Source organism: Pseudomonas sp. SZ40, from assembly GCF_052958135.1.
The window spans coordinates 16930-31721 of record NZ_JBQWIF010000007.1; the positions used below are offsets into that span (position 1 = coordinate 16930).

16 protein-coding genes are annotated in these 14792 nt (G+C 63.4%); 10 read left to right on the top strand and 6 right to left on the bottom strand.

From position 1 onward, the window contains the following. Window positions 1-6: 6 nt before the first annotated feature. The 4 genes from fabA to ACT9T4_RS07965 all read right to left on the bottom strand — a co-directional run bounded on the left by fabA (window position 7) and on the right by ACT9T4_RS07965 (window position 5632). Complete coding sequence (gene fabA, locus ACT9T4_RS07950) at window positions 7-522, bottom strand: 3-hydroxyacyl-[acyl-carrier-protein] dehydratase FabA (protein ID WP_042553806.1); 516 nt, start codon at window positions 520-522, stop codon at window positions 7-9. A gap of 230 nt (window positions 523-752) precedes the next feature. Further along, the gene (locus ACT9T4_RS07955) at window positions 753-2666 is read right to left on the bottom strand and encodes an ATP-binding protein (RefSeq protein ID WP_042553805.1); all 1914 of its coding nucleotides are present in this window, start codon (window positions 2664-2666) and stop codon (window positions 753-755) included. Further along, window positions 2663-3586 (bottom strand): ABC transporter substrate-binding protein, encoded by a 924-nt coding sequence (locus ACT9T4_RS07960; protein WP_499116372.1) that lies wholly within the window; start codon window positions 3584-3586, stop codon window positions 2663-2665. Before ACT9T4_RS07960 ends, ACT9T4_RS07955 begins: the two co-directional genes overlap by 4 nt. Then, window positions 3587-5632, bottom strand: a complete 2046-nt coding sequence (locus ACT9T4_RS07965; protein WP_499116507.1) for a TonB-dependent receptor plug domain-containing protein — start codon at window positions 5630-5632, stop codon at window positions 3587-3589. A 250-nt stretch (window positions 5633-5882) separates the two neighbouring features. On the opposite strand from ACT9T4_RS07965, the gene ACT9T4_RS07970 reads away from it, so the two are divergent. The 8 genes from ACT9T4_RS07970 (at window position 5883) to ACT9T4_RS08005 (ending at window position 12171) form a co-directional block, all read left to right on the top strand. Further along, the gene (locus tag ACT9T4_RS07970; RefSeq protein WP_499116374.1) at window positions 5883-6905 is read left to right on the top strand and encodes an NAD(P)H-dependent glycerol-3-phosphate dehydrogenase; all 1023 of its coding nucleotides are present in this window, start codon (window positions 5883-5885) and stop codon (window positions 6903-6905) included. Between the two features lie 11 nt (window positions 6906-6916). Beyond that, window positions 6917-7255 carry a DUF4389 domain-containing protein gene (locus ACT9T4_RS07975; RefSeq protein WP_042553802.1) on the top strand — a complete coding sequence of 113 codons (339 nt, stop codon included), beginning with the start codon at window positions 6917-6919 and terminating at the stop codon, window positions 7253-7255. A gap of 10 nt (window positions 7256-7265) precedes the next feature. Next, the gene (sixA, locus tag ACT9T4_RS07980) at window positions 7266-7730 is read left to right on the top strand and encodes a phosphohistidine phosphatase SixA (protein WP_499116376.1); all 465 of its coding nucleotides are present in this window, start codon (window positions 7266-7268) and stop codon (window positions 7728-7730) included. 97 nt (window positions 7731-7827) lie between these two features. After that, window positions 7828-8271 (top strand): hotdog fold thioesterase, encoded by a 444-nt coding sequence (locus tag ACT9T4_RS07985; protein ID WP_042553800.1) that lies wholly within the window; start codon window positions 7828-7830, stop codon window positions 8269-8271. Window positions 8272-8427: 156 nt separating this feature from the next. Next, on the top strand, window positions 8428-9231 hold the full coding sequence (locus tag ACT9T4_RS07990) for an alpha/beta fold hydrolase (RefSeq protein ID WP_499116378.1): 804 nt from the start codon (window positions 8428-8430) through the stop codon (window positions 9229-9231). Further along, window positions 9228-10091 carry an alpha/beta hydrolase gene (locus ACT9T4_RS07995; protein ID WP_042553798.1) on the top strand — a complete coding sequence of 288 codons (864 nt, stop codon included), beginning with the start codon at window positions 9228-9230 and terminating at the stop codon, window positions 10089-10091. Before ACT9T4_RS07990 ends, ACT9T4_RS07995 begins: the two co-directional genes overlap by 4 nt. Window positions 10092-10250: 159 nt before the next feature. Beyond that, a complete protein-coding gene (locus tag ACT9T4_RS08000; protein ID WP_179538030.1) occupies window positions 10251-11051 on the top strand; it encodes a DUF4892 domain-containing protein in 801 nt (266 codons plus the stop codon). Window positions 11052-11097: 46 nt separating this feature from the next. Continuing rightward, window positions 11098-12171 (top strand): AI-2E family transporter, encoded by a 1074-nt coding sequence (locus ACT9T4_RS08005; protein WP_499116380.1) that lies wholly within the window; start codon window positions 11098-11100, stop codon window positions 12169-12171. A gap of 13 nt (window positions 12172-12184) precedes the next feature. On the opposite strand, the gene ACT9T4_RS08010 is transcribed toward ACT9T4_RS08005, so the two are convergent. Then, a complete protein-coding gene (locus ACT9T4_RS08010) occupies window positions 12185-13234 on the bottom strand; it encodes a patatin-like phospholipase family protein (RefSeq protein ID WP_042553795.1) in 1050 nt (349 codons plus the stop codon). Window positions 13235-13375: 141 nt separating this feature from the next. Between ACT9T4_RS08010 and ACT9T4_RS08015 the strand changes: the two genes are divergently transcribed. Beyond that, window positions 13376-13648 carry a hypothetical protein gene (locus ACT9T4_RS08015; protein WP_042553794.1) on the top strand — a complete coding sequence of 91 codons (273 nt, stop codon included), beginning with the start codon at window positions 13376-13378 and terminating at the stop codon, window positions 13646-13648. Between the two features lie 48 nt (window positions 13649-13696). Then, window positions 13697-14305, top strand: a complete 609-nt coding sequence (locus tag ACT9T4_RS08020) for a flavin reductase family protein (RefSeq protein WP_179538032.1) — start codon at window positions 13697-13699, stop codon at window positions 14303-14305. 3 nt (window positions 14306-14308) lie between these two features. Here the strand turns inward: ACT9T4_RS08020 and ACT9T4_RS08025 are convergent, their stop codons facing one another. Then, window positions 14309-14617: a hypothetical protein gene (locus ACT9T4_RS08025; protein ID WP_499116382.1), complete on the bottom strand. Its 309-nt coding sequence runs from the start codon at window positions 14615-14617 to the stop codon at window positions 14309-14311. Between the last annotated feature and the right edge of the window lie 175 nt (window positions 14618-14792).

Genomic DNA, 14792 nt, shown 5'->3' on the forward strand with positions numbered 1-14792 from the left:
GATCCTTTAGAAACTGTCGGTGGAAGTGAACAGGCCGACGCGCAGGCTTTCGGCACTGTAGATCTCGCGACCATCGACACTCACGCTGCCATCGGCGATTGCCAGGATCAGCGAACGGGTGATGGTGCGTTTGATATGGATGTTGTAGGTGACTTTCTTGGCGGTAGGTAGAACCTGGCCGAAGAATTTGACTTCGCCCGAACCCAGCGCACGGCCGCGGCCAGGGTTGCCCTGCCAGCCGAGGAAGAAGCCAACCAGCTGCCACATGGCATCGAGGCCCAGGCAGCCCGGCATCACCGGATCACCTTCGAAGTGGCAGCCGAAGAACCACAGATCAGGATTGATATCGAGCTCTGCGACAATTTCGCCCTTGCCGTACTTGCCGCCCGTTTCGCTGATGTGGACGATGCGATCGATCATCAACATGTTGGGGGCGGGCAGTTGCGCATTACCCGGGCCGAACAGTTCGCCGCGGCTGCAGCGCAACAGATCTTCCTGGGTGAAGGCGTTTTGTTTGGTCATGCGAGCTCCTCAATAATCCCCACGCGCCTCGGCTGGGTAAATCGTCCTGGCCGGCTGCGCATCGTTGATGCGCCTGCCAGCAGCCTAGTCATAGACTGTTGCGTTGTGGTGAAAGTCACAGTGTGGTGAGTACAGTTGTACTCTGCTGCGGCCAATGGTGTCACAAATGCCCCTTTGACGCCCACTTCAACCAGCAAGCGTGCAACATTTCCGTCGATATGACTAGTCATCTAATGGTTGGGTGACAGCCAGCGATCGAGCAATTCCTGCAGTTCCATGCGTTTGAACGGTTTGGCGAGGTAATCGTTCATTCCAGCCTGCAAGCAGGCCTCACGGTCGCCCTGCAGGGCATTGGCGGTCAGGGCGATGATCGGCAGCTTGCCCCGCGTGCCCAGCTCGCGGATGCGCCGGGTAGCCTCGTAACCGTCCATGATCGGCAGGCGGCAGTCCATCAGCACCGCCGCGAAATGGCCCTGGCTGACCGCCGATACGGCTTGCACTCCGTCGACGACCAGGGTGACCTGATAGCCCAGGCTGCGCAGCATGGCCTCGATCACCGTCTGATTGACCGCATTATCCTCCACCAGCAGCACCGAGTGGGCTTCCTGTAATGCAGGCTCGGAAATCGAGGTTTCGGGTAGCGATTGCGGCTGTTGCGCCGAAAACGGCAAAGGAATCTCCAGAGTGAAGCAGGAACCATGGCCCGGCTCGCTCTGTGCCCTCAGGGTGCCGCCCATGCGTTCCGCCAGCGTACGGGCGATAGGCAGGCCCAGGCCGGTACCGCCATAGCGGCGGGAAATCGAATTGTCGGCCTGCTGGAAGGCGTCGAACATGGTTTCCAGGCGTTCGCTGCTGATACCGATACCGGTGTCGTGGACGCTGCAGGTGAACCACAGCACCTGATTGTCCAGAGCCTGCCAGTGGGCCTCGACCCGTACCTCGCCACGCTCGGTGAATTTCAGGGCGTTGCCGATCAGGTTGACCAGAATCTGGCGCAGACGGGTGGGGTCGCCCTGCACCTGCAGTGATGGCAGGGCCTCGCCAAGCTCCAGACGCAGCGCCAGGCCGCGCTGCTGAGCGCTGTGCTGGAAGGCTTGCAGCGCGGTTTTCAGCAGCACCGACAGATTGAAACTGATCAGTTCGAGTTCCAGCGCCCCGCGTTCGATCCGCGAGAAATCCAGGATGTCGTTGATCACCTTGAGCAGGTGTTCGGTCGACTCGGTCGCCAGGGCGGCATACTCACTCTGCTCCTGGTTCATGTCGGTGGTTTCCAGCAATTGCAGCATACCCAGCACGCCGTTCATGGGAGTACGCAGTTCGTGGCTCATCATCGCCAGGAAGTCCGATTTGGCGCGGTTGGCCAGTTCGGACTCCTCCCGGGCCTTGATCAGCAGAGTCATGGCCTGCTGTTGCTCCAGGGCCGCGTTGTTGAGACCGCTGGCGAGGTTGTTTATGTGCCGCGCCAGGGTAACCAGTTCGCGGCCGCCCACTTCCGGGAGCGTCGTCTGATAGTTGCCGCTCTGGATCGCCGTCACCGCATCGCTCATCGCGCTCAACGGCCGCGACAGGCGGCTGGCGAGGCGCCGGGCGAGCAGGAAGGTCAGCAACAGCGCAAACAGCACCAGCATCGCGACCTTGAAGAGAATCTCCTGCTGGCGCGTGTTGAAGGCTTCACCGGACATGCCGACGACGACGCGGCCCAGGTAGTCGCCGGTGAGTGGCGAGGAGGCGTTGGCATTTTCCTGGATGAAATCCGAGCCCAGATCGACCTGCTGCTGCTGGATGGGCGACTGGAATATCTCGATATGGCCGTGACCGGCCTGCAGGTGTTCGGACTGCTGCTCGAGGTAGACCAGGATGTTGTCGTCGCGGTCGCGTACTTCCACGAAGCGTACGTGAGGTGTTTTCAGGGTGGCCTGCAGCAGTGACTCCAGCACCTTGCCGTTGCCCGAGATCACCCCATATTCCGTGGCCGGAGCGAGTTGGCTGGCGATCAGCTGTCCGGTGTGGTTGATCTCGACCCGCAGGTCCTGCAGGCGATTGAAGGTCAGAAACCCGGTCAGCAGAAGCGTCAGCAGCAGGGCAGGGCCGACACTGATGAGCTGGGTGCGGATGTGGATGTTCCAGCCGCGCCACAGTTTCATGGCGTTTCTCCTTCTGACAGATGCCTGGCGAGATCCTCGTCACTGGGTAGGTCCACGGCGAGGGCGCGGGCTACCTGAGGATTGCCAAGTACTTTGAATGTGTTCGAGTAGGTGCCATGAGGCCAGCTTTGCGGCGGCTGATCGAGCAACTGGCCAAGGGTGTTCAGCCAATCGTTCTGGTCGCTGTAGGTACTGGCCAGGCTACCGGCGCGGACGAAGCCGGCGCTGGGGCCGATCAGCGCGTGCTGCTGTCCATAGCTGGTCAGCAGCAGGTTCTTGGCGGTTTGCGGGTTGTACAGATCATCGTCGGCAACGCCAAGCAGTATGTCGCTGTCGCGCAGCAGGCTCAGCAGGGGGCGGTTGTCGCGGGTATTCGGCCAGCCCTGCGAAACGATCTTCAGGCCCAGGCTGCTGGCCGCTTGCTGAATCTCGTCGAGCAGAAACGCACTGTGCTGGTCATGCAGCACGCCGACCCTGTCGATATGCGGCAGCAGACGTTTGGCCAGACGCAGCTGGCGCAGCGGTGCAGCATCCTGCCAGAGCACGCTGAGGTTGGCCGGGGTGCGTTCGCCAAGGGTCGCCCGGGCCTGGGTCCTGTTGACCTGCAGCACCAGCGTCGCCGGGCCGTCTTGCGAGCTGACGCGCCAGGCCAGAGCTGGCTGGCCAAAGAGAATGAGGCGGGTATCGGCTGGCAGTTCGTTGAGCGGCGGCATTTCGTTGAGGGGCACGATACGCACGCGATCCTGGGGGCGCGCCGCCGCCAGCGCGGTGCCGAAGCCGTGCAGAACGCTGGTGTCCCCAGCGCTGCTCAGCAGCAGCTCGGCAGCCTGTGACGGGGATTGCAGCAGACACAGCACGAGCAGCGCGCGGCGCACCCACGTGCGGTTGCCTGGCCATGCCATCGAGCGGTTGGCAGCCATCTAGAATTCGAGCTCGGCGCTAAGGTAGAACAGGCGGGGCTCGTCGTAGTTGTTCTCGCGCCAGGTCAGGGCTTCGTCATCCAGACGCCACTGCAGCACGCCTGCCACTTCCAGTTGGCTGCGGCCTATGGGCGTGCGTTTGGCCAGGCGCAGGTCCATGCGCTCGAAGCGGCGCTCGTTGAGGCGATCCGCAGCGTAGTAGAACAAGCCGCTCGACCAGCCCAGCCCCCAGTCACGCAACCAGCCGGCAGAGCCGCTGTTGCGGGCGGTTAGGCGCTGGTCGGTCTTGCTGGTGGCGCTGTGGTCGACGTAGGCGTAGGTCAGACGCAGGCGGTCGTGCACGCCGAGATTCCAGTCCAGCTGGGTTTCCGCGCCGCTGAAACGCATGCGATGGGTGTTGTTGGGCGCGAAGCGATCGACGCGCAGCGGTTCGCTGATCATGTTGTGGATTTCGTCGTAGAACAGCTTCACGTCGACGCTGACACCCGCTTCGGCGAACAGGCCGTTGTAACCCAGCTCGTGGGACCGTATGACTTCCTGCTCGAGATCGCGCGGTCCCTTCGCATTGATGAAGTAGTAGGCATCGCGCTGACCGAATGGCTGTGGCTGCAGGCCGCGAATTCGGTAGCGCCAGTCGACGTTGTTCTCGTACATGTCGGGCGAACGCAGCGCCTCCGAGTAGACAGCGCGCAGGCCGTGTCGCGGGGTGATCAGGTAGTTGACGGCGAGGCGTGGGGTCAGCGACGACCCGGTGAGCCGATCGTCCTCGAGCATGGCGCCGCCTTGCAGCAGCCAGTGGTCGTCCACCTGCCATTCGAGGTGGCCGAACAGGCGCCATATCTGGTTGCTGAGACGGCCGCTGAAAAAAGTCTCCGAGTCCGCCTGGTCGTAGCGATAACCCAGGCCGCTGAGCAGCCGCAGGTTATCGGCAAGGCTGAGGGTGTCTTGCAGTTCGAGGTCGTAACGGGTTTCGCGGATGTTCTGGTTGGCCGTGCCGCAGACCTCGCGAGTCGCCCCCGACGCCAGTTGCTGCTGAATTTGCGTCGCCAGCGCGCGTTCCTGGGTGGTACCCGCAGGCACGCTGCCGAATGGATTGCGGGTGAAGCGCGTCACGTACCCGGGATTGAGCGACCATAGCTCGGCGAGCTGAGGGCTGAAGGCGATTTCCGCTTCGCACGCTCGCCAGTTTTCCAGGCGCTCCCAGTGCTGGACGGAACTCTGTAGCGACAGGCTGTGGTTGGCCGTCTGGTCGAAGCTCCAGCGCAGCGAGCCGGCGTAGTCTCGCGCCTTGATGTCAGAGTCGGTATCGCCCAGACCGATACCTGGAAACAGAGGCTCATAGAGGTAGGGGCGCTGATTGCTGCCTTCCTTCGCGGCAAGTTGCCAGTCCAGGCTCTGGCGTTCATCGAGCTGATGGCTGACCGACAGGTTGATGCGCTCGAGGCGGCGGCTGTCACGGTAGGGCGCATCAAATTCATCGTGGTCGAAGCCGTCGTCCTGCTGGCCGCTGATCGACAGGCGCATCGCCCCCGTGTCCCAGTTGCTGCCCTGGCTGGCGTAGTAATCGGCGATGCCGCGTTGCCCGCGGCTGACCTTGAGGCGAGTGCCGTGACTGTCTCCCGGGCGGCGGGTGAAGATGTTGACGACCCCCATCAGCGCATTGGCGCCATAGCTCACGGTATTGGGGCCGCGAAATACCTCGATACGCTCGATGTCTTCCAGGGCCACTGGAATGTCCGACCAGTCGACGGTCGCCAAGCCTGGGTGATACACCGAACGGCCGTCGACCATCACCTGCAGGCGGCGTGCTTCCGAGGCGCTGGAGCCGTGGTAGTTGAGTGTCGGCTGATTGCCGTTGCGGTAGCCGACCATCATGCCCGGCACCAGGCGCAGCAACTCGGCGATATCGCGTGCTCCGCTGGCCCTGATCAGGGCGCCGTCGAGCACCGTCACGCTACCAGGCACCGCAGCGGGCGCCTGTTTCAGGCGCGTGGCGGTCAATACTTCGGGAACCGCCCGGCCGCCGCTGAACAGGTCATCGGCCATGGCGTCGCCATTGGCCAGGAGCGCCAGCAGCAGAAGTTTGAGAGGAGGGGAGGCTTTGATCACGCAACGACCCTGTTCGCGCAGTGTGGTGCATGTTAACCGAGCGGCGCGGCGTTGCCAGCCATGTGTCGGTAAAACACCGATTTTAGTTCAAGGGTCGATCTACCGGGGCCTGCAGTGGCAAGGCTGGTCCTGGCGCGAGTGACCCGTATAATGCCGTTATTACCACAGGGCTCACTACGGATCGGTCATGACTCAACAGCAACCTATCGCGGTGCTTGGCGGCGGCAGCTTCGGCACCGCCATCGCCAACCTGCTGGCGCAGAATGGTCATCGGGTTCTGCACTGGATGCGCGACCCCGTGCAGGCCGAGGCCATTCGGGTCAACCGCGAAAATCCCCGCTATCTCAAGGGCGTCAAGGTACTCGACGGTGTCGAGCCGACCACCGATCTGTCGGCTGCGCTGAACAGCTGCGCACTGGCGTTCGTGGCCTTGCCGTCCAGCGCATTGCGTCAGGTGCTGCAACCCGTGTCGGCGCTGCTGGCCGGCAAGATGCTGGTCAGCACCACCAAGGGCATCGAGGCGCAGACGTTCAAGCTGATGAGCCAGATCCTCGAGGAGGTTGCCCCCGAGGCGCGTATCGGCGTGCTTTCCGGGCCGAACCTGGCGAAGGAAATCGCTGCGCATACGCTGACCGCCACGGTCGTCGCCAGTGAAAACGAGGCCCTGTGCCGTGAGGTTCAGGCGGTTCTGCACGGACGCACCTTCCGCGTCTACGCCAGCACCGACCGCTTTGGCGTCGAGCTTGGCGGTGCGCTGAAGAATGTCTACGCGATCATCGCCGGCATGGCGGCGGCGCTTGGCATGGGCGAAAACACCAAGAGCATGCTGATCACCCGGGCACTGGCTGAAATGACCCGTTTCGCCGTGCATCTGGGGGCCAATCCCATGACTTTCCTCGGTCTTGCCGGGGTCGGTGATCTGATCGTTACCTGCTCGTCGCCGAAAAGCCGCAATTATCAGGTCGGCTTTGCGCTCGGCGAGGGCCTGAGCCTGGAAGATGCCGTCCAGCGCCTCGGTGAGGTTGCCGAAGGGGTCAACACCATCAGGGTACTCAAGGCCAAGTCCGACGAGTTGCAAGTCTATATGCCGCTGGTCGCCGGGCTGCATGCGATCCTGTTCGAGGGGCGCACCCTGGATCAGGTGATCGAGGCGCTGATGCGCGCAGAGCCCAAGACCGATGTCGATTTCATTCCAGCCACTGGCTTCTGAGGGATTCGTATATGAGTGAGCACCAAAAAGGCGAGCCCATCGGGTTGCGCATCGTCTGGATGCTGCTGTTCCTGCTGGTCTGGCAAGTGGCCGAGCTGCTGCTGGCCGGTGTGGTTCTGCTGCAACTGATCTGTCGCCTGGTATACGGCGCGCCAAATGCCGGTTTGCTGGGTTTCGGCGACAGCCTCAGCCAGTATCTGGCTCAGATCGGCCGTTTCGGCACGTTCAACAGCGAGTCCAAGCCCTGGCCGTTCGCCGACTGGCCCACGCCGCGCCCAGCGCAGGGCGAATTTGCGCACAGCGTGCAGCCGGACGTGCCGCCGGCCAGGGACGAGGAGCCGAAACTGTGAGTCATCAGCCATGAGAATCTGGTTGTTGCGCCATGGCCAGGCCCACCCTGAAGCACGCACCGATGCCCAGCGGGAGCTGACGGACTACGGTCGTGACGAAGTGCACCAGTCCCTCGAGCTCCTGCGTGGCCGTTCGCTGGACGCGATATTCGTCAGCCCCTATGTGCGGGCTCAGCAGACAGCCGCGCTGGTGCGTGATGCCCTGGCGTCGGGCGCCGAACTGCACACGGTTCCCTGGCTGACCCCGGAAAGCGATCCCCGTGACAGCCTGGGCAAGCTTCAGCGCCTCTCGGGCCAGGAGCTTCTGCTGGTTTCCCATCAGCCCTTCATCGGCGCGCTCGGCGGGCTGCTGGTACATGGTCATCGGCAGCAGCCGCTTTCCATGCATACCGCCAGCCTGGCGATGCTCGAAGGTGAAGAGCTGATTGCCGGGCTGATGTCGCTCGAGCTGCTGGCCCATCCCGACCTGCGCTGATACGGCTGCGCAAGGCGTGGGCGCTGTGTCACGATCCTGCTGTGCTCGCCATCGCAGGCGAGCCGGTAGAGTCCACCGCTAATGACAAGGATCGACCATGAGCCTTTGGCGACAGCCCCCAAACCTCGATGAAATCAATGCTGCCCAGCGCAACACCATCGGCGAGTTGCTGGACATTCGCTTCGAGTCCTTCGATGACGAGTCAATCACCGCCAGCATGGTGGTCGATGCGCGTACCCATCAGCCCTACGGCCTGCTGCATGGCGGCGCGTCGGTGGTGCTGGCGGAAAGCCTGGGTTCCACGGCCAGTTACCTGTGCATCGATACGCAGCGGTTTTTCTGCGTGGGCCTGGAGGTCAATGCCAACCATTTGCGGGGCCTGCGCTCGGGGCGTGTCACCGCAGTGGCCAAACCGGTGCATCTGGGCCGTACCACCCATGTATGGGATATCCGCCTCAGCGGCGAGGATGGCAAGACCAGTTGCATCTCGCGGCTTACCATGGCCATCGTGCCCCACGGCAGCCCGCCGCCCGAGCGTTAGGCGCTGCTGGCTTTTCGGCCGGTGCTGTGCGCCGAGATCGATAGCCCTGGGGGCGGAATTTGGCCGGAGCGTCGTCCTTCCTGACCGTTACGGTCATTGCCGTGGGCTGGGGGCTGGCTGACAATCCCCGCATTGCCTGCCACCAGCGCGACGACCATGTCCCAGCTCATCTTCTTCGCCCACGCCAACGGCTTCCCATCGGGGACCTACGGCAAGCTGTTCGCCGCGCTCGCACCGGAGTACCGGGTACAGCATCTGGCACAGCACGCGCACGACCCGCGCTTCCCGGTGAATGACAACTGGAGCAATCTGGTCGATGAGCTGTTGCATCATCTGCAGCTTTGCGCCGGGCCGGTGTGGGGTGTGGGCCATTCGCTGGGTGGTGTGCTGCACTACCATGCGGCGTTGCGCAGGCCCGATCTTTACCGCGGTGTGGTGATGCTCGACTCGCCTGTGCTGAGCCGTGCCGATCAGATGGTGATTCACGCTGCCAAACGGTTTGGTTTCATCGACCGTCTGACCCCAGCCAGGCGCACCCTGGGACGCCGCGAGGCGTTTGCCGATGCCCTGGAGGCGCGCCAATACTTCGCCGAGCGGGCGCTGTTCAGTCGCTTCGATCCCGATTGCCTGGATGCCTATGTCGAGCATGGTCTGCACCTCCACCAGAATGGCATGAGGTTGCGTTTCGAGGCCGCTACCGAAATCAGCATCTACCGCAGTGTCCCGCACACCAGCCCCGGGCTGCCACAGCAGTTGCAGGTGCCGCTGGCGCTGGTCAAAGGCGCCCAGAGCCGTGTGGTACTGGCCCATCATGGCCGCATGGCGCGCCGTGCACCGCGTGGCGAGTTCCTCACGTTGCCTGGCGGCCACATGTTTCCTCTCGAGCACCCGAACGAGACGGCGCAACTGATTCGCGTGCTGTTCGCGCGCTGGCAGCAACCTGTAGAGGCCATTCCATGAGTCTCGGGTTCGAAGAGGTGCGGCTCCGGCTGCCGCATATCGAGCTGGCTGCCCAGCTACATGGTCCGGAAGACGGTATCCCGGTAATCGCCCTGCATGGCTGGCTCGACAATGCCGCGAGCTTCGCCCGGCTGGCCCCGAAGCTTTCAGGGCTGCGCATCGTGGCCCTGGATTTCGCGGGTCATGGCCATTCGGACCATCGTCCGCCTGGCGCCGGCTATGCACTCTGGGATTACGTGCACGACGTACTGCTGGTCGCCGAGCAGTTCGGCTGGCAGCGCTTCAGCCTGCTCGGCCATTCGATGGGCGCGATCGTCTCGCTCGTGCTGGCCGCCACTTTCGCCGAGCGTGTGCAGCGTCTGGCATTGATCGATGGCCTGGTTCCGCCGACCACCGAGGCCGATGCTGCGGTGGCCAACCTGGGCGACTCGCTGCGTGCGCAACTGGCCCTGTCGGCCAAGCGCAAGCCGGTTTACCCGAGCCTGGAGCGTGCCGCCCAGGTGCGCCAGCGCGGCGTGGGGCTGGTCAGTTTCGAGGCCGCCGAGCTGCTCGCGCAGCGTGGGCTGATGCCCGTGCCTGGTGGCTACACCTGGCGTACCGACAACCGCCTGACGTTACCGACGCCCTTGCGCCTGACCCGCGCCCATGTACAGGCCTTCGTGGCGGCGCTGCGCTGCCCAACCAGCCTGGTATTGGCCGAGCATGGCCTGCTGGCGCAGCGTGAGGGCCTGCAAGGCTTGCTGGCGGCGACGGCGATCAGCGTCGAACGGCTGCCAGGAGGGCATCATCTGCATCTGGACGACGAGCGCGGGGCGCAACTCGTAGCAGACTGTTTCAATCCTTTCCTGAACGCGCCTTGACGGCCTGCTGCAACTGGGGAAAGGTGTCGGCATTGCAATGGAGACCCGCATGACCGACATGTATACCGTCGCGCTGGAAGCGCTGCTCCCGTCTGATGCTGTTAACGCTCTGCCACCTGCCTCGCAGACCCTCGACCCGACTGAGCAACGAGGGGCTTCATGCGTCTGAGTTACCTGTTTCCCCTGATGCTGGTCAGCGCCGCTGCCACTGCTGATGTAGCGGGCAGCCGCGATCTCGATGTATTGCCGCGCTTTCCCGGCAGTGAAATCGTCACGTTCAAGGAGCAGGCCGATCAGGAGCGGCTCTATCCGCAAGGCACCATCCGCCGTATCAGCGGGCGCCTGCGTTACGAGCGCGAGGTACTCGCCACCGGGCAGCTCACCGCCATCACCTATGAGCTGCCACGCACCCATAATGCCAATGAAGTGTTTTCCGCCGCGCGCGAAGCGCTGCAGGATAAGGACGCCCACATCCTTTACTGGTGCGAGGGCCGCGAGTGTGGGTCCAGCAGCCTGTGGGCCAACGCGGTGTTCGGCAATTCGACCCTGTACGGTTCCGATGATCAGCAGGCCTATGCTTTGCTGCGTCTGGCCGAACCCAATCAGGACAGCCTCGTAGCGCTGTACAGCATCACCCGTGGCAACCGCCGTGCCTACCTGCATGCCGAGTTGCTGGCAGCCAGCCAGCCATTGGCGAAAGTGCTGCCCACGCCTGCCACTCTGCTGCGTCAGCTGAAAAGCACCGGCGACCTGCGGCTGCCCGGGCAGGAAGAACCTCAGGAAGAATGGACGGAGCTCCTGGCGCGTAGCCTCAATCAGGACAGTACCTTGCGTGTCAGCTTGTCCGGTGCGCATGCCGAAGCCTGGCGAGAAGCGCTGATCGAGCAGCGGGTGAGGGCGGCTCGCCTGGAACTCGGTGAGAGCGACGGCGACGGTTTGCGCATCGACGTGCTACGTTGAACGCGCCCATCAGGGCCTGAGTCTGGTTTTCTGGAAACACTGAAAAATGCCGAATAACGACCGTTTGCTGGTGCAGATCCTGCTACTGGGGTTGCTGGGCGCCAGCCTCTGGGTGCTGGCGCCGTTCTGGTCGGCGCTGTTCTGGGCCGCCGTGCTGTCCTTCGCCAGTTGGCCGGTGATGCGCTGGCTGACGCGCCTGCTCAAGGGGCGACAGTCCGTCGCTGCCGGGCTGCTGACCGGCGTCTGGATCGTGCTGGTCGCGGTGCCTCTGGTCATGCTTGGCGTCAATCTGGCCGATCACATTCGCGATGCCACCGCCGTGATCAAGGGGGTTCAGGTCGAAGGCCTGCCACCCCCGCCGACCTGGTTGCACTCGGTCCCTCTGGTCGGTGCGCGCCTGGTCGGCATCTGGGAAACCCTCGATCAGCAGGGCTCGGCGCTGTTTGCCACGGTGCAGCCTTATCTCGGCCAGGTCGGCAACTTCCTGCTGGTGCGCAGTGCCAAGATCGGTGGAGGCATTCTCGAGCTGGCGCTGAGCCTGATTCTGGTGTTCTTCTTCTATCGAGATGGCCCTCGGCTGGCGGCGTTCGTCGAAAGCCTGCTCGAGCGGCTGATCGGCGACCGCGCCGAGCATTACCTCGAGCTGGTGGCCGGAACCGTGCAGCGGGTGGTGAACGGCGTGCTGGGCACTGCGGTCGCGCAGGCGATTCTCGCCTACATCGGCTTCATGATCGCTGGCATTCCAGGCGCCCTGTTGCTGGGCCTGCTCACCTTCGCCTGCAGCCTGATCATGGTGCCGCCACTGATCTGGGGGCCGGCGGTGGCCTGGCTGGTCTGGCAAGGCGAGATCGGCATGGCGATCTTCCTCGGTATCTGGGGCTTCTTCATCATCAGCGGCGTGGACAACATCCTCAAACCGTACCTCATCAGCCGCGGCGGCAACCTGCCGCTGGTGGTGGTGCTGCTCGGCGTGTTCGGCGGCATTCTGGCGTTCGGCTTCATGGGCCTGTTCCTCGGGCCGACCCTGCTGGCGGTTGCCTACAGCCTCCTCAGCGACTGGGTCGCACACAAGGCACCAGCCGGGCTACCGCCGCGCGAAGAGCGTACGCCTCCAGGCTGAATGGCGGCGCCCTTCAGTGGTCGCCGCGTTCGTATTTGTCGAGTGTGTCCCTGGCAATCTGCCGACCCAGCATGATCAGCTCCGGCGCCTTGTAGAACTCGAAGAAACGACACACCCGCTTGGGCACGTTGATCAGGATGTCCGGCGGATAGCCAGCGATCTTGTACTGCGACAGCGATGTCTGCATGACCTCGAAGCTCTGGTTGATCAGCTCCAGCAGCGACGCCGGCCCGACCATGTTGGCGACCCGCGAGCCACTTGCCGATTTCGGTGCGGCGCCACTCTGTGGTGCTGCCGCGGGCTGCTGGGCGTGAGGATCGACCGGGTCCTGCAGCCACAGATCGGGCTGCAGCGGAGTCGTTGGTTGAACACGGTTTTCCAGCAGCAGAAGCTGATCGTCCTCGCCACCCTTGCGGCGCAACGACGGCAGCCGCGAACCCAGTGATGCCATCAGTTGATCGAAGCGGCCTTTGAGCGCCGGCGTGCGTTCGATCACCGGCAACTGATAGTGCTGTTGTTGTGCCGAGTTGAGGTTGACGGCGATGATCAGATCGCAATGGCTGGACACCACCGGCACGATTGGCAAGGGGTTGAGCAGGCCACCATCGACCAGCATGCGCTTGCCCTGGATGACGGGTGTGAACAGGCTGGGAATCGCCGCCGAGGCGCGCATCGCCTGATGCAGGCAACCTTCCTGGAACCAGATTTCCTGCTGGTTGGTAAGGTCGGTGGCCACGGCCGTGAAAGGGATGTTCAGCGCTTCGATATTGATTTCGCCGACGATGTCGCGAATCCGCCCGAAGACCTTTTCGCCACGAATGGCGCCCAGACGAAAGCTCACGTCGAGCAGACGCAGCACATCCAGGTAATCGAGGCTCTGTGTCCAGTCGCTGTAATCCTTCAGCTTGCCGGCCGCATAGATGCCGCCGACCACGGCGCCCATGGAGCAGCCAGCGACGCAGCCTATCTCGTAGCCGCGTGCTTCCAGTTCCTCGATCACGCCAATATGCGCGTAACCCCGTGCACCGCCGGAGCCCAATACCAGGGCCACTTTCTTGCTCATCCTGCTCCCCCTGAAGGTCCACTCTGGTTACTGCCAATCCTGTGCCATGGCAGTGCCTGTGATAGTGGCACTTTTTCTTCGGCGCGCCGTCATAATCAGCACCGGCAACATGATTGCCGGACAACCTCTGGAGTATGCGACATGAAAGCCTGGATTCTCTTACCGATTGCGCTGTTGGCGGGCTGCTCAGCGACCACTTCCTACCGCGACAGCTGTGCGACCCAGCTGGATGCCGCGTGGCAGGAACTCGACCTGGCCAAGGCCGAGGGCTTTGCCGGAACCGTCAGTTACTCCAAGGCGGCATCGCTGATGACGGCGGCGAAAACTCAGCAACAGTTCGAAGCTTTCCGCGGCTGCACCAACAAGTCGGAGAAAGCTCGGTTCTATATCCGTGAGTCTCGGGCGGGCCGCTGACGCCTGACTGGAGTAAGCTGGCAGCCACTCGACTCGCTGGAGAATGGGATGCTGCTCGACTTCGCCAATCTGACCCCGCTGGACCGTTACCGCTGGCTCGCTGCAACCGTCACGCCCAGGCCAATCGCCTGGGTGTCGAGTCTCTCAGGGGAGGGCGTCGCCAACCTGGCGCCCTTCAGTTTTTTCCAGGTAATAAGCGACGAGCCGGCGACCCTGATGGTCAACGTCGGCACCCGTGATGACGGCGCCCTCAAGGACACCCTGCGCAACGCTCAGGAAACCGGTGAGCTGGTGATCCATCTGGTGTCGTTCGCGCAGGTCGAGGCGATGAATGCCAGCGCCGCGATCCTGCCGCGCAGCAGCAGCGAATTCGAACATTGCGCGATCGCATCGATTCCCAGCACTCGGGTCGCTCCGCCCCGCGTGGCTGGAGCAGCCGTGGCATTCGAATGCCGGGTGGCGGAAATCATCGGCTACCCGCAGCAGCAGCCCAATCATCACCTGATCTTCGCCGAGGTGCTGCTCGCCCATGTGGACGATGGCGTGCTCAACGAAAAAGGCCGTATCGACCCGCATCGTCTCGATCTGGTCGGGCGCCTGGGCGGTACCGCTTACAGCAGAACCCGCGACACCTTCGATTTGCAACGACCGAGCTGAGTTCTACCAGTAGAGTTCGATGCGTGAGCGTGGCGAGCGCTCGTCCAGCCGTGTGACGGTCTGTGCCAGCGCTTCGCGATCGATGCGCGTGTCGGCATTCTGATAGCGAATGCGGTAACCGTCCCGGCAATCGTGGTTGGTCAGCAGCAGCCCCTGGCTCTCGGCAAGGCTGTCGACCTGACAGGCGCTGTGCACAGCCAGGCGGATGCCCACCTCACCGCCAGCCATCTCGGCGAAAGCCTGGCCGCTGGTCAGCAGAGCGCCCAGCAGCAGGATCGAAGGGTGGAGGTTGTTGCGCGAGGTGCTGGGCATGGTCGGTGTCCTGCCGACGCTCTGTCGGCTCAGTAGGCGAGCCGATTCTAGCAATGGATTCTGGATGCTGGCGAGGTGCTATTGCGGCCGTCCGTCGCTCGCCCTTGCCATCTTCGCTCCGAGATCCGCTCACACGAAGACGCTTCGGCAACCCATGGCGCCGCTCGATCTTGGG